The organism is Cloacibacillus porcorum (assembly GCF_001701045.1).
Lineage (GTDB): Bacteria > Synergistota > Synergistia > Synergistales > Synergistaceae > Cloacibacillus > Cloacibacillus porcorum.
The window spans coordinates 1,972,845-1,991,288 of the sequence record NZ_CP016757.1; the positions used below are offsets into that span (position 1 = coordinate 1,972,845).

General features: G+C 53.4%; 17 protein-coding genes. 9 read left to right on the forward strand and 8 right to left on the reverse strand.

Annotated elements, in window-relative coordinates; translation table 11 throughout:
* Window positions 1–203 precede the first annotated feature (203 nt).
* Window positions 204–1,070 (reverse strand): VIT1/CCC1 transporter family protein, encoded by an 867-nt coding sequence (locus BED41_RS08825; RefSeq protein WP_229712272.1) that lies wholly within the window; start codon window positions 1,068–1,070, stop codon window positions 204–206.
* A gap of 109 nt (window positions 1,071–1,179) precedes the next feature.
* Here BED41_RS08825 and BED41_RS08830 point away from each other — a divergent pair, with 109 nt between their 5' ends.
* The 4 genes from BED41_RS08830 to BED41_RS08845 all read left to right on the forward strand — a co-directional run bounded on the left by BED41_RS08830 (window position 1,180) and on the right by BED41_RS08845 (window position 7,154).
* Window positions 1,180–1,716: a hypothetical protein gene (locus tag BED41_RS08830; RefSeq protein ID WP_066744968.1), complete on the forward strand. Its 537-nt coding sequence runs from the start codon at window positions 1,180–1,182 to the stop codon at window positions 1,714–1,716.
* A gap of 132 nt (window positions 1,717–1,848) precedes the next feature.
* Window positions 1,849–2,499, forward strand: a complete 651-nt coding sequence (locus tag BED41_RS08835; RefSeq protein ID WP_157102312.1) for a hypothetical protein — start codon at window positions 1,849–1,851, stop codon at window positions 2,497–2,499.
* A gap of 108 nt (window positions 2,500–2,607) precedes the next feature.
* Window positions 2,608–4,767: a YjbH domain-containing protein gene (locus BED41_RS08840; RefSeq protein ID WP_066744972.1), complete on the forward strand. Its 2,160-nt coding sequence runs from the start codon at window positions 2,608–2,610 to the stop codon at window positions 4,765–4,767.
* Window positions 4,768–4,886: 119 nt separating this feature from the next.
* On the forward strand, window positions 4,887–7,154 hold the full coding sequence (locus BED41_RS08845) for an SLBB domain-containing protein (protein ID WP_084002367.1): 2,268 nt from the start codon (window positions 4,887–4,889) through the stop codon (window positions 7,152–7,154).
* A 147-nt stretch (window positions 7,155–7,301) separates the two neighbouring features.
* Here BED41_RS08845 and BED41_RS08850 read toward each other — a convergent pair whose 3' ends face one another.
* The gene (locus tag BED41_RS08850) at window positions 7,302–8,489 is read right to left on the reverse strand and encodes an IS110 family RNA-guided transposase (protein WP_229712273.1); all 1,188 of its coding nucleotides are present in this window, start codon (window positions 8,487–8,489) and stop codon (window positions 7,302–7,304) included.
* 252 nt (window positions 8,490–8,741) lie between these two features.
* Here BED41_RS08850 and BED41_RS08855 point away from each other — a divergent pair, with 252 nt between their 5' ends.
* Window positions 8,742–10,025 (forward strand): GumC family protein, encoded by a 1,284-nt coding sequence (locus BED41_RS08855; RefSeq protein WP_066744976.1) that lies wholly within the window; start codon window positions 8,742–8,744, stop codon window positions 10,023–10,025.
* Between the two features lie 69 nt (window positions 10,026–10,094).
* Here BED41_RS08855 and BED41_RS08860 read toward each other — a convergent pair whose 3' ends face one another.
* Window positions 10,095–10,532 (reverse strand): helix-turn-helix transcriptional regulator, encoded by a 438-nt coding sequence (locus BED41_RS08860; protein WP_066744978.1) that lies wholly within the window; start codon window positions 10,530–10,532, stop codon window positions 10,095–10,097.
* 157 nt (window positions 10,533–10,689) lie between these two features.
* On the opposite strand from BED41_RS08860, the gene BED41_RS08865 reads away from it, so the two are divergent.
* Window positions 10,690–10,899 carry a helix-turn-helix transcriptional regulator gene (locus BED41_RS08865; RefSeq protein WP_066744980.1) on the forward strand — a complete coding sequence of 70 codons (210 nt, stop codon included), beginning with the start codon at window positions 10,690–10,692 and terminating at the stop codon, window positions 10,897–10,899.
* Complete coding sequence (locus tag BED41_RS08870; RefSeq protein WP_066744982.1) at window positions 10,899–11,750, forward strand: GGDEF domain-containing protein; 852 nt, start codon at window positions 10,899–10,901, stop codon at window positions 11,748–11,750. Before BED41_RS08865 ends, BED41_RS08870 begins: the two co-directional genes overlap by 1 nt.
* A 22-nt stretch (window positions 11,751–11,772) precedes the next feature.
* Here the strand turns inward: BED41_RS08870 and BED41_RS08875 are convergent, their stop codons facing one another.
* From BED41_RS08875 to BED41_RS08885, 3 genes are read right to left on the reverse strand one after another with little or no spacing between them, the layout of a single operon-like run.
* Window positions 11,773–12,687: an MBL fold metallo-hydrolase gene (locus tag BED41_RS08875; protein WP_066744984.1), complete on the reverse strand. Its 915-nt coding sequence runs from the start codon at window positions 12,685–12,687 to the stop codon at window positions 11,773–11,775.
* Window positions 12,688–12,702: 15 nt separating this feature from the next.
* Window positions 12,703–13,446: an ABC transporter ATP-binding protein gene (locus BED41_RS08880; RefSeq protein WP_066744985.1), complete on the reverse strand. Its 744-nt coding sequence runs from the start codon at window positions 13,444–13,446 to the stop codon at window positions 12,703–12,705.
* Complete coding sequence (locus tag BED41_RS08885) at window positions 13,446–14,201, reverse strand: ABC transporter permease (RefSeq protein WP_066744986.1); 756 nt, start codon at window positions 14,199–14,201, stop codon at window positions 13,446–13,448. The genes BED41_RS08880 and BED41_RS08885 overlap by 1 nt, the downstream gene beginning before the upstream one ends.
* A gap of 104 nt (window positions 14,202–14,305) precedes the next feature.
* Between BED41_RS08885 and BED41_RS08890 the strand changes: the two genes are divergently transcribed.
* On the forward strand, window positions 14,306–14,875 hold the full coding sequence (locus BED41_RS08890; protein ID WP_229712274.1) for a flavin reductase family protein: 570 nt from the start codon (window positions 14,306–14,308) through the stop codon (window positions 14,873–14,875).
* A 14-nt stretch (window positions 14,876–14,889) separates the two neighbouring features.
* The gene (locus BED41_RS16460; protein ID WP_157102313.1) at window positions 14,890–15,042 is read left to right on the forward strand and encodes a hypothetical protein; all 153 of its coding nucleotides are present in this window, start codon (window positions 14,890–14,892) and stop codon (window positions 15,040–15,042) included.
* A 177-nt stretch (window positions 15,043–15,219) separates the two neighbouring features.
* Here the strand turns inward: BED41_RS16460 and BED41_RS08895 are convergent, their stop codons facing one another.
* On the reverse strand, window positions 15,220–17,313 hold the full coding sequence (locus BED41_RS08895) for a glutamine synthetase III family protein (protein WP_229712275.1): 2,094 nt from the start codon (window positions 17,311–17,313) through the stop codon (window positions 15,220–15,222).
* A gap of 292 nt (window positions 17,314–17,605) precedes the next feature.
* Window positions 17,606–18,391: a prepilin-type N-terminal cleavage/methylation domain-containing protein gene (locus BED41_RS08900; RefSeq protein ID WP_066744993.1), complete on the reverse strand. Its 786-nt coding sequence runs from the start codon at window positions 18,389–18,391 to the stop codon at window positions 17,606–17,608.
* Window positions 18,392–18,444 lie beyond the last annotated feature (53 nt).

The following is an 18,444-nucleotide window of genomic DNA, read 5'->3' on the forward strand; positions in this document are numbered from 1 at the left end:
CTTTTCTATAAAAAATGTAAATAGGTTTTGCGAATTTCACATGACAACAGGAAAATCGGCGCGAAGAAGTGCCGTAGGCTAAATAAGCCGGCCCCTAAGTACCGGAGCCGTATTGTTCATACGGCGAGGACACTTAGGGGCCAGCTTATGACGCATACGGTGCTTATTCGCGCCGATTTTTATAAACGCCGATTTACGGTAAGTTACATGGAGATCCCCAGTACTTTCTGAGCTCCCCATCCTATCAGGAACGATAGCGCCGCAACACCAAAGCTGATACAGATCATCTCCCTGAATGCGGGGGTAAAGGGCTCTTTCCGCACCACCGATACATAGAAGGTGAAGAGCATGATGACGATGGCCGCATTGACGAGACAGCCGGCGAGCGCGGCAAGCGGCGAGCTGATAAAGGCATAGGGCACAAGCAGCATGCAGACCGCGAACATATAGGCGATGCCCGTATAGACGGCGGCCTTCAGCGGATGGTGCTCGCCGGGATCGTTCTTTTTCGCGAGATACTCGGATGCCGCCATTGACAGCGTCGCGGCGCTGCCGGTGATAAAACCGGCCATGCAGATGACCGTGGAGTTGCCAAGCGCGAAGGTGAACCCCGCAAGCGCCCCCGTCAGCTCAACGAGCGCGTCGTTAATCCCGAGCACCATCGAGCTGATATACTTGAGCCGCTCGTCGTCAACCATCGCGATGAGCTCGCGCTCGTGTTCCTCCTCCTCCGCGTATATCTTGAGCGCCTCCGGCACGTCCTCGGCGATCCGCGCGTATTCGACCTGCGCCTTTTCCTCCCCCGTCTCCATAAGGTTGATTACAAACGTAAGTCCGAATAGCAGACCGCAAATACGGTAAAAGAGGATCTTAAGCCCGTTGGGTTTCGGCATACAGCCGGTGTAGCGGCTCCAGATCTCGGCATGCCTTCCCTCCTCCGCGGAAATCTTCGCGAGCACCGACGCGTTTTCCTTCCCCGCGTGACGCGCCATATGCGCGTATATAACATGTTCCGTAACTTCATTCAGCTGCATCGTTTTGATCGTTTCAAGCACATCTTTGTTCATCATAAAGGCACCGCCGTATCCTATTTTTAACAGAAATTTTAACAAGCAGCTATTGACCTCATAATAAAAACCTCCCTATAATGCGGCAATTACACCTTAAGGAGGCCAATTAATGAATAAAATAGCCCTTTTCATCTGCCTTGTCTATTATATAGCGATATCGTCCCTTTCTCCAGCGGAGGCGGCGACGGCTAAAGAATTTGCCGCCGCGCACAGATGCCGCATAGACGCAGACGCCCTCGCGCTGATGGAGTCGCTCGGGGAGCTGACCTACCTTGACTCGGCCTTTATCCTGCGCATCGCGCCGCTGCCGCCGGAGAGACAGCGCGCCCTCACGCTGCTGCTCGCCTCCGACGGACACATGACCGTCGAGAAGCTCAAGCGCACACCTCTTGCCGTCGTCGTGCCGGAAGACCCCGGCGACATCATTCCTCTGTTATATGAACTATTGAGGGAGGATTACTGGCGCGGCTGGCTGAGGCGCCATTCCTTTATGGCCGAGGTAAAGATGAGGGAATGGCGCGGCACCGCGAAGAGGCGCTTTACCGACCCAGAGCTTGCGGTAAGGCTGATAGATATCTTTTTTCAGAAGAAAGAGGGGCGATATGACAGCGCCTCCGTAATTTATACGAGTGGAATAAAAAAATAACAAGTTGTTAGAAATTATTAATAACAAATTATCAAAAATTATTGACAGATAGTTATAAAAATGCGAGAATACCCTCAATGTTAGCCGTCTGTTATATAAATATCGGGAAAAAATTTAGGGAGGAATTTCCAGATGAAAAAGTTGTTAGTTCTCGTCTATGTATGTGCAGCATTTGTATTGTCGTCGTCAGCCGCAATGGCGGAAGACGCGGGACACGGCGGCCATGTAGCGCCGGAGCCGCCGGACGCCTCAAAGTTCGTCGAAGTAAAGATAGCTTCATCTGACATTCAAATCGCCGCCCCTGATACAGGGTCGATAGAGGTGCAGAACGCAGAGCCGATTATGGGAACCGGTCTCACCACGATAACAACCTCCGGTAAATTCATCAGCGATACAGGCAAAAAGCCTTCGCTGCTGGGCGGTTTCACCCTTGATATAAAGCACGAGGGTACTGATGAAAATGCTACGATTGATATCGCGCTTCCATCAGTACAGGCTATGGGGCTGAAAGAGCTCCCCGCCTACGCCTGGATACAGGATAAGAATCAACTCACCGGCGAGGCAGCCGATCTCTATTCAAGATATTCTATTAAGAGCGAGCCCGGCGGTCTTACTGTAAAAAACGTAGTGCTGAGCAAACACTTCTCGGCGGCTAACGTGCTCGTCGGCAATGAGACAGCCGTCAGTCACCACGACGGCGGTTCCAGCGGCTGCAATGCGGCGGCCCTTCCGATCGTTGTCCTCCTAACGGCTCTTCCGCTTCTCTACTTCCGCAGGAAGTAACGCGCCAGGAGCACTGATCAAAACATATAGAAATATGCCCCTTCGCGGCGAAGGGGCATATTTTTCAGCCGTTCGCGGTCATCCCTATAAGGCGGAGAGTAGAAAAAATTGCGAAAACTTTTATATAGCCTTTTTATCATATTTATCAGCGCGGCGGCGGCAGCGGCCGCCAGCCCCTCTAATACCGGCTTCACCGGGCTATGGGAATATCCTACGGCGGAGGTCCCCGGAGACGGCGCCGGATGGATACATTACAGCCGTTACTCCCCATACCGAACGTACGCGGCGGATCTCGGCCTCTTTCCCTGGCTGGAATTCAATCTGCGCCTTACGGAATACGAGAACGACGCCGCGAAGGTTTCCGACGCCTTCGGATATTACAAGGACAAGGGACTTGATCTAAAGCTGCTGCTGGCGGAGCAGGAGGGCTTTCGTCCAGCGCTGGCCGCCGGAGTTATCGACATTATGGGTACGGAACTCCGCAAGGGATATTTCGGGGCGGCTACCTGGAGATACAAAAACGCCGCCGTCACGGTGGGATACGGCAGCGATATGTACAACGGCTTTTACGGCGGCCTCTCCTGGAGTCCGCTGGAATGGCTTGAGTTCAAAGCGGAGTACAGCCCTATGGACTACACAAAGGAGCGCGTGAGCGGCGTATTGATACACCCGAAGGAGGCAGACTCAAAATTTAACTACGGCGTCGTGCTGAAGGCAAAATGCGGGCTGATGGGAAGCCTCAGCTATCAGCGCGGCGAGGAGCTCTGTTTCGGCGTCAGCTACGCCTACGACCTCAGCCGTCCCATCTTCGGCGGGAAGCACCCGCCAAAACCGGGCGAGGCCAACAGCAAAGACTGGGACAGCTGCGATATCAGGAAATTGACCGCCGATCTCCAGGAGACGCTGGGGGCACGCGGCTTCGGACTGCGCAACGTCGTCGTCTTAGCCGGCGACAAGACGATACACGCAGCCTTCGAAAATATCGGTTACGCCTCGCAGACGCAGGCCGTCGCGCGCGCGATAATCACCGCCTCACGCAATATCCCGTGGGACACGGAGTCATTCACCTGCGCGGTCATGGTGCGCGGAGCGCCGGTCTCCTGCGTAAGTCTGAATCAGGAACAAATGTCCCTGATAAGAATGGATAAATTCCGCGCGTTCGACATAGAACGACGCTCCTTCAGCTGGGCAGAGAAGACAAAATACGGAACGCCTCCCGGAACGAAGTGGGATGTGATGGCCGGCCCCGGCGAGAGCCGCAGAAACGGCTGGGGTGAGATCCGCGCCGCGCTTGCCTTTGAACCGCGCATAGACAAACAGCTCGACAAAATGCCCTTTATGGCGCGCACTGACATCGACTGGATCGCGCAGCTGCGTTCATCGCAGGGCTGGTCCGCATACTTAAAGGTACGCCAGCCGCTGCACAATAATGTGGAGATCTGGTGGGAACCGGAGATGAACGACACGACGCGCATCTGGAAGGTAGTCCTGAGTTATCTCTATAAATTCGATAAAAACCTCTGGGCGCTCGGGGAATTCGGATACCTTGATGAAAACTATTTCGGCGGAAACCTCTGGGGCCGGTATTACATTCCGCAGACAAACCTTTGGGCTGGAGGCCGCCTCTCCGCGACCAAAGAACGCGAATATGACTCCTTCGGCGGCATCCCGGAATATAAGAGAGATTATTACTATGATTATTCAAAGAGGGAATATGTAACGCTCTACCTGCCGCAGAACGGCGATAACGGCTGGAACCTCTCATGGTGGATCGAGGGCGGCTATCACGACTCAACCTATAACGCCGACCTTACGGCCCGCTACGGGAAATTCGTCGACGGAGACAAAGGATACCGGCTTGACGCCGTGAGAAACTGGGACGCGGCGCGCGTCGGATTTTATTACACCGATACGGACAGAAAGACGACAGGCAAAAGCTTTACCGACGCCGGAATGATACTGCATCTGCCGCTGTCGGCCTGGTATGACGGCCACGCGAGCAATACCTACTGGGATGAGGAATTTACCATGCTGTCCACATTCAGGCTATTCGCCGGCAAGATGCCTGGAGCCTGGCAGACGCCGGAGGCACTCGTCGGAGAGCTTCAGCCGGAGAGGCTGTATCAGGAGGTCGGCGATCAGATTGAAAGGCTTTGCCTCCAGATGAAGGGAGACGAGGCTTTGCAGGAAGAACCGGCTAAGGCATACGGCTTCGTTGATTACCTCACCGGGAAATGGCGCAGGGATATAGCTATAACTGACAAGTGATTTTTTAATCGCCGGCATCAATAATACACCGAAATTTTAACACACAGTTAAAACATTTATAACAAAACCGTGTCGATTTTATATATAGAAATACGAATTATACGCTCTGGAGGAATGACATGTTGAAAAAACGTACAATAGCAGCTTTGGTTCTCATCTTTTACCTCTTCACCCTCGCCGCCCCGGCGGCTTCCGTTGCTGCGGATGCCGGCGCAGTCGCAGCTGCGGCTGCCGCCCTGACAGGACATGGTTTGGGAGGAGCGGCGGACAGCCCCGGAGACACAACCGCCTCCGAAGGAGCTTCGGATAGCGGGATATTTAACGGCGATACAGGCGCGAAAACCTCCGCAACTCCCCAAACGACAGATTTCCCCGCCACAATAGACCCCTCTGCCTCGGAACCGCAGACAACCGTCGTCAATGAAAAACTGGAGGAGGAAAGGCTGCATAATCCCGCTACAACGTCAGCGCCGGCCGCCACTACGTCAATCTCTTCGCCCATCGATCCGAGAGAGGCCAGTGGCAGCACCATGTACGACAACCTGCGCGGCAGACTCGCCCGCTTCGGCGCGGACTTCTTTGCCTCACGCCGGGCCAACACGCTGACATACGCCCCCGTAGGCCCCAACTATGTGGTCGCGCCGGGAGACGAGGTGCGGATAACCCTGTGGGGATACGACGATATCAGGGCTAACCTGGTCGTCGACAGGGACGGCGTTCTGACGCTTCCCAAGGCCGGGCCGCTCAACGCGGCGGGGATGACCTTCGCGGAGCTCGAAAAGGCGGTCAATAACGCTTACGGGAGAATATTCAACGACTTTGAAATCAACGTCTCTATGGGTAAGCTGCATACGATCAACGTATATGTAACGGGACACGCGTCACGCCCTGGGGCCTATGCCGTATCCTCAATGGCTACGCTCATCGATATTCTATCGCAGGCAGGAGGCCCGGCGCTTTCCGGCTCTATGCGCGCGATAGAGGTAAGACGCGGCAATAAGAAAATCGCCACGCTCGATATTTACGAGCTTCTGCTGCATGGCAGCCGTAAGGGCGACGCGCGGCTGTGCGACGGCGACGTGATCTTTATACCGACCGTAGGCAATCTCGTTTCGGTTGCGGGAAACGTCAAGCGTCCGGCGGTCTACGAGCTGACGAAAAATGAAAAACATCTTGCCGATATAATCAAGCTCGCGGGCGGCCTCACATCCGGCGCATACAAAGGGCGGGTACAGATCGTACGCGTCAAGGATAATACGATACGGACCGCCTTTGAATCGGAGCTCACGCAGAAAAACGCCGCGTCACAGAAACTGCAGGACGGAGACCTCGTGAAGATCTTCGCCGTGCCGGGCGGCTCGATCAACATACGCATCGCGGGAGCCGTCATCCAGCCCGGCGTATACGCGATAGAGCCGGGAACGACGACGCTGGGTGACGTCCTTAAACGCGCGGGCGGTCTGCTCTACACCGCCGCTGCCGAAGGCGAGCTGACGCGCATTCAGGTCAGCGAACAGGGTCCCGTGACGACGCGCACGATGGTCAACCTGAGAGAGGCCATCGACGGCAAAGGGCGTTTTCTGCTCCAGCGCGACGACTACATCTTCGTCCGCACCGTGCCGGACTGGAACCTATACCGCAGCGCGCGGATAACGGGGCGCATCCTCTACCCCGGCAGCTATGCCGTCAAACAGGGGGAGCGGCTGTCGTCGCTCATCGAGCGTGCCGGCGGCTTCACCGAAGACGCCTTCCCGCGCGGCGCGGTCTTCATCCGTGACAGCGTAAGGGTCCAGCAGCAGAAAAGCATCGACGACATGATCCTGCGTCTGGAACGTGAAATGGCCGCCGCCGCCAACCAGGCCGTATCCACCGCGACAACAACCAAAGACGTGACCTTCGCCCAGGCGGAGGTTACGCAAAAGGACCGGCTGATGACGGCGCTTCGCAGCCTGAAAGCGACCGGGCGCGTCATTATGCAGATACCGCCTGACTACAAGCTGATAAAGGGCAGCCCCTACGATATTGTCCTGCAGGACGGCGACCGTCTCCATATACCGGTCACGCCGGGCACCGTACAGGTCATCGGTTCCGTTACCGCACAGTCCACCTTCGTATTCCGCACCGGACAGCCGATCAGCGAATACATCAGAATGGCGGGCGGCTATTCAGCCTCGGCCAACGCCAAACGTACCTACATAATGAAGGCGGACGGCTCTACCGTCAGGGCCTTCGCCGGGAAACGTGCGCAAAAGGTCGAGGACGGAGACTTTATCGTCGTTCCGGAAAAACTGATGTTCCAGCCGGCGATGCGCAATACCACGGACATCATCGACATCGTCTACAAGCTGGTGCTCGGCGTGGCGGCGGTAGACTATATCTTTAAATAAAGACTGACTATACGAAGTCAAGAGGAAAGTAACAAAAAAGAGTAAAAGAACTAGGAAAACATCGTACCTTGACAAAAGCATACAGAAATTGACCTCTTCCCAAGCCAGAAGTCAGAAACGAGAAGTAGTTTGTGATGGCATCCTAAATCAGGCAGCCATTGAAACGAATACCTCGTTTGTATAAAGCATGTGGAATATAACGCGTATGAGTTTTTTTGAAAGATGTCCCAAAGCGACAAAGTAATGTTTTCCCTGGGCAATCTTGTGCTCCATATAGTTTCGAAAGTCACGGCAGTGGATAGAACAGAGCCTTGCCGCCTGCATCAGAGACCAGCGCAGATATGTCGAACCGTGTTTGACCATAGGCGTGTTCGCCGCGTTGAACTTGCCGGATTGATATGTGGACGGGTCAAGTCCAGCGAAGGCCTGAAGCTGGTCAGGTTTTTTGAAGCGTCGTATATCGCCTATCTCCGCAAGTATGACGGCGGCGGTACGAAAGCCAATACCAGGAATCGTCAGCAGCGGCGTATTTATTTCAGCGACCATAGCCGCGATCTGTCTGTCCAAAAACGCGATCTGTCGTTTAAAGAAACGTATCTGCTCAATGACCTGAGAGAGTTCTAAAGAAAGAGCCTTGCTTGTTCTGGCAATAGAATTCTTCGCCATTGATTTTATTGCCTCAGCCTTTTCTCTCCCATACCTGCCCTTTGATGCGTAACGCAGGATATTTGTCAGCCGGTCGATGCGACACGCGGCAATCATATCCGCCCCCGGCAGTTCTGCCATAAGCGCCAGTGTAGACGCCTGCCCCGTTCTGAGCCCTAAAGAGGGCAGTTCTGGAAAAAGCAAGTCGACCATTCTGGACATGGAAACCTTTGATCTGCTGCAAATGGCAACTAGCCTGTGCCTGTGGCGTGTAAGAGACTTTAGCTCCTGAATCTGGTAAGATACAGTGACAGGACTTGAGACTTCTGACATCAGTATCCCCGCGATACATTTTGCGTCGGCCTTGTCTGTTTTTGTTCTGCGCAGTGAAATTGCCTGTCGATAAAGCTTCACGCGCAAAGGGTTGAACACCACGGGTTGAAATCCGCTGGAACGGAGGAAAGCCACAAGGTTTGCGCTGTAATGTCCGGTAGCTTCAAGTCCTGTCCTTATCTGAGAAGAGTCTGCGCTCTTTCCGGAAACAGCCGAAATGGCGGCAATGAGCTTTGAAAAACCTTCCTTGTCGTTCGAAAAGGAGAAAGACTCCCGCAGACACGTGCCAGAATCGCCAAGAATGCAGCAGTCATGCTTATCCTTGGCAACATCAATACCAACATAAATCAAGACCATCCCCACTTTCAAAAAGAAACAGCACGCTGGGAAACCACATACTTTTTACCAACGGATCCTCGTTATATATAAACCGTCGAAGCGGTATCTGACTAATCACCGGTCAAGTAAAAAGCTGTGGCTGGAGCCTTTAGGAAACCGTCTATGCGGTAGGAGGTTATACCAGCCCACAGCGTCTGTATGTTTTGTACAAGAACAATACTATGAAACGTGCTCTTGAACAACTAACTTATTATACGAGGAGGAAAGACGATGACGGACAGCCCAAAGACTTTAAACGACGATTATGAATACGAACTGTCCCTGCTAGATCTGCTGGTGATACTTGTACAGCAAAGATGGCTCATTATAAAAATAACCGCGGCCTTCGCCATTATCGCGGTGATATACGCGCTTACGGCCACGCCGATCTATCGAAGTACCATGCAGATCATCTCGCCAAACAGCGGAGCGAAATCAGGAGCGGCGGCGATGCTCGCGGCTACAGGCATGGGCGACATGCTAGGCGGCCAGCTGACGACGCAGAGCGACACCGTCGTCGGCGTCATCAAAAGTCCGCTGGTGCTGGACAGGGTCATCGATAAAAACAGCCTCCTTACAAGGGAAAGTGAAAATTTCAGCATAACTCGCCTGATCGGCGCATTGTCCTCCAAAGGCAAACCTAAACCTAAGATGAGGACGATGGTAAGAAAATCGCTTTCTGAAAGCATACAGGCGATTTCAGACAAGAAGAGTGGAATTATCACCCTCTCGGTGAAAGACACCTCTCCAGATATGGCTGTAAAGCTTGTAAAATCCATATTCGCGGAGACGCTCTGCGTCATGCAGGATGTAGCCATCTCTCCGTCGGCGCAGCAAAGGGTATTTCTGGAATCTCAGCTGAAAGAGAACAACGGGGAACTTTCAAAGGCGGAGGGCGCTCTTATATCATTCCAAAAGAGAACGGGGATGATCGGTACGGGAGGCGCGCCCAGCGACATCTCCGCGCTGGCGGTATTGCAGGCACAGATGGTGGCCAAAGAGATAGAACTGCGATCCGCGCGCTCTTTCGCAAAAGAGGCCAATCCGCAGATAAAAAAGCTTGAGGCGGAATATGCGGCGATAAAAAAGCAGTTCGAAGCGGACAACGCTAAGGTAGGAACTTTTCCTCTTTCCGGTGTCGGCCTGAAGAACCTGCCGGTCGCCTCGCTGGAATACGCCGCGCTGGTACGGGAATACAAGTTCAGGGAAAATCTCGGGCAAATATTGCTGCGCCAATACGAAACGGCCAGAATGAATGAACTTAACGATCCGCTGGTCTTTCAGGCCCTTGGCGAACCAACCTACCCTGAGCTCAAGGAATCCCCTAAGAGAGCAAAAATTGTAATTCTCGCGACTTTTCTCGGCGGCTTTCTCGGCGTCTTGGCCGCTTTTATCTGCCACTTTCTCTCAATATCAAGCTCCGATCCAGAAGAGGCACCCAAGATAGAATTTGTTAAGGCAGCCCTGCGCTCAGATCTGAAAAAACTAAAATTTTTAAAGAAAAAAAGCTCATAAGGATAACGACGGATAAAAGCCCTCTTTTCTTTCCGGAAAAGAGGACTTTTTCATACTGTGTTTATATGTTTACAGATCGCGGCCTGCGGCTGTTTCGTCAAGAAGCAGCTTGGCAGATATTTTTTTGCAGGAATTCAGCAGTTCATCAATGATATGTATATCGTCAATGTCGGGCTTTCCACAGAGAGAATCCAACATATATCTGACCTCCGAAAGCTTCAAAATTATCGGAGATGTCTCTTTGAGATGCTGTTCTTCGTTAGACATAGGCATTATCGGACCTTTCACGACTAACGCTCTCCCCGTATCCTCGTTCTCCTCCAGCAGGAAGGCAACTGTCGTATCGAGAACCCGCGCAATGTTTTTCAAGTTCTCGCCTTCGGGGAGGCAGCGCTTACCCTCCCAGGCTATGACCGTCGAACGGGCTACCTTTAAAGATTCCGCCAACATGGCCTGGGTCAGCCTTTTCTCTTTACGCAGCATTTTTATCTTCTCAGAAATATTCATCGGCATCCCCCATGTTGTGTATAGACTACAAATAATAGAGGAATGGGTCAAGATTGATTTGGCCTACATATATGTTGTGTAAACTTGACTATATTCAAAGATATTTTTATAATAAGTCTTATATAGCGGACTTATTTAATTATGGCGGTGACAATCAATGTTTGGGAAAGTAATCAGAAAGAAAAGGGTCGCCCTAAAACTCACCCAGAACGACCTGGCAGTGCTGGTTGGCGTCAACCGCACCACTGTCGTGGCCTGGGAACATGAGAAGTTTCAGCCGACAAAGAAGATCGCGGCTCTCGAAGACGCTTTGAATATTGGGCGCGGAGAGCTCTATTTTATAATCCAGGAAAACCGGCTGCGGTGATGCGTAAAAATGTTTGGTTCAAATCAAACGCGCGGGATATCTATATTTTTTTCGCGCTCTGCGTCTTTATATCCTCCGCGGCGCTGATATATCGCCACGAGACCGGACCGGGGCTCTCGTACAGCTCTGTCTTTTATTGTCCCTCTAAGAAAGATGACGTTCTGTCGGTACAGGCACAGCCGCCGCGCCCATCCTATAATGACGCCGACATGCACGTATCCGTGGCGGCGGCAAAGAGAACCGCGGCACAGGCCGTTCACAGGTCTTTGGCGAAGGTATCCGGCGTCGCAGTCCTTCTTTATATTGTCTACCTGCTTCTATTTCTGCGCAAAGGCAAAAAGACCTCATCACTCTTTATGAAGACGGATGGGAAGAACTATTCCAAAGATCCGCTGACAGGGCTGCTTGACAGAAGCGCGCTCTACGGGGCGGTCTCCGAAACTATTCGTCTCTACCCAGAGAGATGCCACGCCGTTTTTATGATGGACCTGGACAATTTCAAAAAAGTAAACGACACCTTCGGACATCTCAAGGGGGATACGGTTCTGCGTTCAGTGGCTGAACACATTTTATCCAGCGTCGAAAAGGGCGATATTGTGGGACGGATCGGCGGCGACGAGTTTATCGTCCTGGCCAGGAACGTCGCTGGCAGGACCGAGGCGGAGAGCAAGGCTAAGACGCTGCAAAAGGCGGTCTCAGGTATGGAGGATGTCACCGTAAGCATCGGCATAGCCCTCTATCCTTACGACGGCGCTGTGTTTGAGGAGCTGTATGATCACGCCGATATTGCGATGTACAGGGCGAAGGATAAAGGCCGCGACCGCTGCGAGTTTTACTGCGGCGGCCGCTGAGAGAACAGCGGGACTGGCGGCGCTAAACGCCGTTTCTTTCTCTTTCTATCCAGCCCAGATATCCCTTCACCGACTGACCGATGAAGAATTCCTCCCTCTTTCGTACCGCCTCCGGCATCTTTTCAAGGTTTGCGAGCACCGGATCGTTTGCCAGCAGCGCAAGGACCGCATCCTCCGGCGAGGTTCCGGCGGGAAGCGCCGAGAGCACCGCGAGCCAAAGCTTCATCTGCTCCGCGGCCCTGTCGAAAACTTCGCTGGCGTCTTCGAGATATCCCGAGTGAGGGAAGCAGACGACGTCTATATCTTCGAGCGCCCTCAGCCTGTTGAGAGAGGCGACGGCCCTGTCATAGAAAAATTTATGCGGTGTCGCCGGGCGCATGAAGCAGCTGCCGTCGTCACACCTGAACCAGCAGCCGGCAGCTTCGCCGGCAAAGAGTATCCGCCTTCCGGCAAGTTCATAGATGTAGGAGCTGTGATGCGGCGCGTGTCCTGGCGTGTCGATTACGGTAAGGTTAGGTATGCCGCCGTCGATAAGGTTCTCCGCCGGGAGCGGTATGGGAGCGCCGTACACGTCGCAGAGGCTGCCAAGGCTGGTCCGGCTTCCTGCGATCAGCTTAGAGGGGTCGACAAGGTGCGGACGCCCCTTTTCCGGAGCCAGAACTTTGGTCTCCGGGTGCGCGGCGATAAACTGCCCTGCGCCGCCAGAATGGTCGAGATGTATATGCGTATATATCAGATAATCGATCTTATTTTTTCCTTTGGCCTCAAGCAGGCGCAGAAGCTCCGGAACCGCAGAGGCCGGTCCCGTCTCCACAAGTATCCTCCGCCCGCCCGCCTTGTCTTCGATAAGCCAGCCGTCAAGAAATGATTCAAAACCGCCGCGCGGTATCGGCAGATTTATCCGGTAAAAATTGGGGAATATCTCCGTCATCGCCATTTACATACGCTCCTTTTATTCTCCGTCGCCGATGGCCCCGAGAACCTCGTCTATGAGTCCCTGAAAGGCAGGCGTGCTTCGCGGCCGCGGATACTGCAGATCTACGGGAAGTTCGCGCGCCACGCGTCCCTCTCCGAGAACTATCACCCGCGTACCGAGGCGCAGTGCCTCGCCGACGTCGTGTGTCACCATTATAAAGCTCTTTTTTTCTTCAAGGTATAACCGTATCAGCTCACGCTGCATCGTGCGGCGCGTGAAATAGTCAAGGGCTCCGAGAGGCTCGTCGAGCAATATCACGGGCGGGTTCTTCACAAGCGCGCGTCCGAGGGCGACGCGCTGCGCCATGCCGCCGGAGAGCTGGGCGGGCAGCGCCCTCTCGTAGCCTTTTAGTCCGACAGTCTCTATCATTTTAAGCGCCCTCTCTCTCAGCCCCTCGTTCCGTTCACGCGGCGGATAGGCGAAAAGGATGTTGTCGAGCGCCGAAAGCCACGGCATGAGCCGCGCCTCCTGAAAGACCATTCCCGCGGGCAGCGGCTCTTCCTGCGAACAGGAGCGTCCCATGAATTTCACGGAACCCGCCGTGGGAGGCTCAAGAGAGGCGAGGATTCGCAGCAGGGTGGTCTTGCCGGAGCCGCTCCTGCCGACGACGGTGACGAACTCGTTCTCCCCGATCTCTAGAGAGACCTCCCGCAGCGCCTCCACGCGCCGCCCCTCTATGCTGTAGCACTTTGAGACGTTTTCTACCGAAAGGAAGGACATCAGCGCACTCTCCCCGCGGCCTTGGAAATAATTACGAAGAGGTAATCCAGCGCCGCTCCGAGCGCACCGATCACAAGTATCCCCATCAGCACGACGTCCGAGCGCGAAAGCTGCTCGGCGTCAAGGATCATATATCCCAGCCCGGAAGAGGCTGCGACAAGTTCCGCCGCCACAAGCGAACGCCAGCTGTAGCCGAGCCCCAGCTGCAGACCGGTAAGAATGGCCGGCAGCGCCGACGGCAGGATCACATGGCGGCAGCGCTCCCAACGGCTGTAGCCAAAGACCCGCGCGACCTCGATGAGCCCGGGATCGCAGCCCCTGACGCCCTGCAGCGTATTGAGAAAGACGGGAAAGAAGGTGGCAAGGATGATAAGGATGATCTTGGGGCTCTCCCCGATCCCGAACCAGAGGATAAGCATCGGAATCACCGCCATCGGCGGGATGTGGCGCAAAAACTCCAGGGTCGGGTCCAGCTGCGCGAGAAGCGGCGGAAAAGAGCCGCACAAAAACGCAAGCGAGATGGCAAGCGCCGCGGAGAGGCCGAAGCCGACGGCGATACGGCCGAGGCTGGCGCACATATTCTCCGCCAGCGTTCCGTCTGCGGCGGCGGTCGTAAAGGCGCGCCACACCGCTCCCGGCGAGGGCAGCAAAAAGGTGTTCCACCAGCCGGCTGAGGCCCCGTACCACCATAAAAGGAGGACTGACAGCGGGAATAAGGCGCCGCTCATAAGTATTTTCCAGGCAGTATCTTTCATCTCATGCGTAAATTCCCATCAATAAAATTCCGCTAGTATTGTACCTCTAAAAGGGCGAAAGACACTATAATATTAACGGATAAAAAATATTACGCGACAAGGGAGTGTACAGTTTGAGCAAAGTAACATGGAAGGCGGGGACGATGCTCTATCCCCTGCCGCCGGTGATGGTCTCCTGCGGTACGATGGAAAGGGCGAATATCATCACGGTGGCCTGGACGGGCATAGTAAACTCGGAGCCGCCGATGACATACATCTCCGTGCGGCCCGAGCGCTTTTCGCACGGTCTGATCAAAGAGACGGGAGAGTTCGTCATCAACCTTACCACCGACAGGCTCGTATGGAACGCCGACTTCTGCGGCGTGAAATCCGGCCGCGACACAAATAAATTCGCCCTGCCGGGACTCACTGCGGTCAAAGCCAGCGCGGTGAGCGCTCCGATGATAGATGAGAGCCCCGTAAACATCGAATGCCGCGTCGAGAGGAGCATTCTGTTGGGAAGCCACGAGATGTTCATCGCCAAAATAATCGCCGTCAACGTCAATGAAAAGCTGCTGGACGCGAAGGGCGTGCTGCATTTGGAAAAGGCCGGCCTTGCGGCGACGGCGCACGGCAAGTATTTCGCGCTTGGCCGCCAGGTGGGAAGTTTCGGATATTCGGTAAGAAAGAGATAAAGGAGAAATCAGCAATGCTTAGATGTGAAATATGCCAGAAGCCCCTGAAGGAGTGTTGCGACCTCTTCCACGAGGCCGAGGACGAAAACGGAAACAGCGTAGTGATCTGCTACGAATGCGCGGAGGAGCATAAAATCCCCTTCGAAGATGAGAAAGATAATTTATAAACCGGCACCTTAATTATTTTGAGCGGTAGCAACGGGCGGAGAGGCGAATCTTCGATTTCGCGCGATCCGCCCAGTTTATCCGTCAGAGACACCGCAGACGTCACGAAGCCGCCCCGGCCAGACCTAAGATACATTCGGCTGCCGGGGCGGCGCAGTTGTGTCTATAATCAGCGGAATTTATACGCTGTAAAGCAGTTCGCCGTATGTCGGATAGGGCCAGTACTTTTCTCCGACAAAGCGTTCAATCTCATCCGCCGCGGAACGCAGCTCGCCCATCACCGGCAGGACCTTGTCACGGTAATAGAGGGCGGCATCCTCCGCGCTCCCGCACTCTTCCGCCTCCGTCAGGATTCCCTCAAGCCTGTTGATATTCACATAGAGCGAATCGGTCAGCGTGCGCAGGTACTTGAGCATATTGATCTCCATCGCGCAGTCCAGCTCCGGGCAGGCCGTCTTAACCGCCACCGCCGTCTCGCTGAGACGCTTGAGGTAGGTGTAGGCGGCGGGGATGATATCCTTCCGCACCATCTCGGCCATCGTCAGCGCCTCTATCCTGATCACCTTGCAGTAGTTCTCAAGATGTACCTCGCAGCGCGAGCGCATCTCAACCTCCGTGAACACCTTATGCTTGGTAAAGAGCGCGATATTCTTCGCGTCGACATAGTGCGGCATGGCGTCGGGGGTCGTCCGGTAGTTGGAAAGGCCGCGGCGCGCCGCCTCCTCGAGCCAGGCATCCTCGTAACCGTTGCCGTTGAAAATGATGCGCTTATGTTCGGATATCGTCTTCCTGATAAGACCGTTGAGCGTCTCTTTAAAATCACCGGCCCCCTCCAGGACGTCGGCGAACTGCTCGAGTTCCTCGGCGACAATCGTATTGAGCACAATGTTCGGCCCCGCGATCGACTGGCTTGAGCCTAGCATACGAAACTCAAACTTATTGCCCGTAAAGGCGAAGGGAGATGTCCGGTTGCGGTCGGTGGTATCCCTGCGGAAGAGCGGCAGCGTATCCACGCCGATCTCCATATGGCTCGCGACCCGGTCCTTATAGACGGTACCCTTCTCTATCGACTCCAGAATATCCATCAGCTCCTCGCCGATAAACATCGAGATGACCGCCGGCGGCGCTTCGTTAGCGCCGAGCCGGTGGTCGTTGCCCGCCGTCGCAACGACTGCGCGGAGCATATCTTGATACTCGTCCACGCCCTTTATTACCGCGCAGAGAAAGAGAAGGAACTGGGCGTTCTCCGAAGGTGTCCTGCCGGGATCAAGCAGATTAAGGCCGTTGTCCGTCGCGAGCGACCAGTTGATATGCTTGCCGGAGCCGTTGACCTCGGCAAATGGCTTTTCATGCAGGAGGCAGACGAGCCCATGGCGGTCGGCGACCTTTTTCATCAGCTCCATCGTCAGCTGGTTATGGTCGCAGCTCATATTGGTGTTGGTAAATATCGGCGCCAGCTCATGCTGTGCGGGAGCGACCTCGTTGTGCTCGGTCTTCGCCAAGATGCCGAGCTTCCAGAGCTCCTCGTCGAGATCGGCCATAAACTCCGTCACGCGCGGGAGTATCGCGCCGAAATAGTGGTCGTCCAGCTCCTGTCCCTTCGGCGGCTTAGCCCCGAAGAGCGTGCGCCCCGTAAAGCGCAGGTCCTTACGTTTTTTGTAAAGCTCTTTGTCGACGAGAAAATATTCCTGTTCCGGCCCCACCGTCGTGGTGACATGAGTGACGTCGTTGTTGCCGAAGAGCCGCAAAATACGCAGTGCCTGAACGTTGATGACGTCCATCGAGCGCAGGAGCGGAGTCTTCTTGTCAAGCACCTCGCCGCCGTAAGAGCAGAAGACGGTGGGGATGCAGAGGGTGTTTTCCTTTATAAAGGCATATGACGTTGGGTCCCAGGCGGTATAGCCCCGCGCCTCAAAGGTGGCGCGCAGGCCGCCGGAGGGAAAGGAGGAGGCGTCCGGCTCACCCTTTATCAGCTCCTTGCCGGAAAATTCCATTATCACCCTGCCGTTGTCGAGCGGCGAAATGAAGCTGTCGTGCTTCTCCGCCGTTATCCCCGTCATCGGCTGGAACCAGTGGGTGAAATGCGTCGCGCCCTTCTCCACCGCCCAGTCCTTCATCGCGTTGGCGACGACGTTGGCGATATCACGCGCGACCGGCTTTCCCTCGCTGACGGACTTCTTGAACGCCTTGAAGGTCTCCTTCGGAAGGCGCTGCTTCATCGTAAAGTCGTTAAATACCATCGTGCCGAATATCTCTTCTACCTTTGCCATCATAACCACTCCTTTTCAAAGGACTATCTTCTTAACGCGGACATGATATCGTAGCTTGCAGTATATGTCAATATTTAAGCAAGATATTTTGAGATTTTTTATGCTTAGCTTTATATATAAATTTACTAACAAACAAAAACAGTATAATTAAGCGTAATTATATAAAATTTAAGCATATTTGATGTAAAAAGACACAAAAACGAAACGCGCGCCCGGCAGAAGCGGGCGCGCGTGAGAACGGGGGTTTTATAAAAATATTTTTAGTAAATAAAAAAGCAACTGACCGGGATATAGCTTATGAAAGCTGCTTAAATGAGGTAGCGTCAATTATCGCATTCGACTGACCACTCGTTGTATTCTTTATAATTTTTACTGTGCCATTAACAAAAGTTTTTGTTACAGGGTCATATTTCGTTACATTTACCGTTTGATTTATCTTGTTAGATATTTTTTCTTTTGTGAAATAAAAAGTATAATTATTACCATTCTTTTTTATCTGCCACGAATAGTTAGATAAATCGATTCCGATATCTTCCCCTATCTGCTTTGTCATTTTTGAACCGTAGTTTTCCCCAGTGGAATCTAAAGTACCATTCGCAGGATTTACTTTACTAAAATAGTCGGCGACCGTTTTAACATCTCTAGCTAATCCATCATAATTTTTTTTACCGGTTAAGAATCCATATAATTTTTTCGTTAAAGAATCAGAAAAACCATTATTATGTATCATACATTCAGCCACCACAACATTGGGGTCTACAAGGGTAATCGCGCATTTTCCATGAGCGGGGCAGACTCCGCTGAAAACTTCAAAATCATCATCGCCATAATCAAGCACCATTTTAGGATGTTCAGCCTTTACTTTCTCCAAAACTTCAGTAAAAGTTAATGAAGATTCGGATATTCTATAAATATTATAGCTGCGCTCCAAGATTTTTCTGTTATTTAAACAGGCGGTCTCCTCCGCCTTATCGGTGGCGCTGCCGCTTGAAATCATCATCAGGCCGGCAAGTATACCTATCACGATTATCACTATCAACATTTCCACAAGAGTGAAGGCTTTTCTCGCATCCTTGCGCATATTTATCACTCCCCTTTTACAAAAATCGCGGACATTATAACTCCTATTTTATA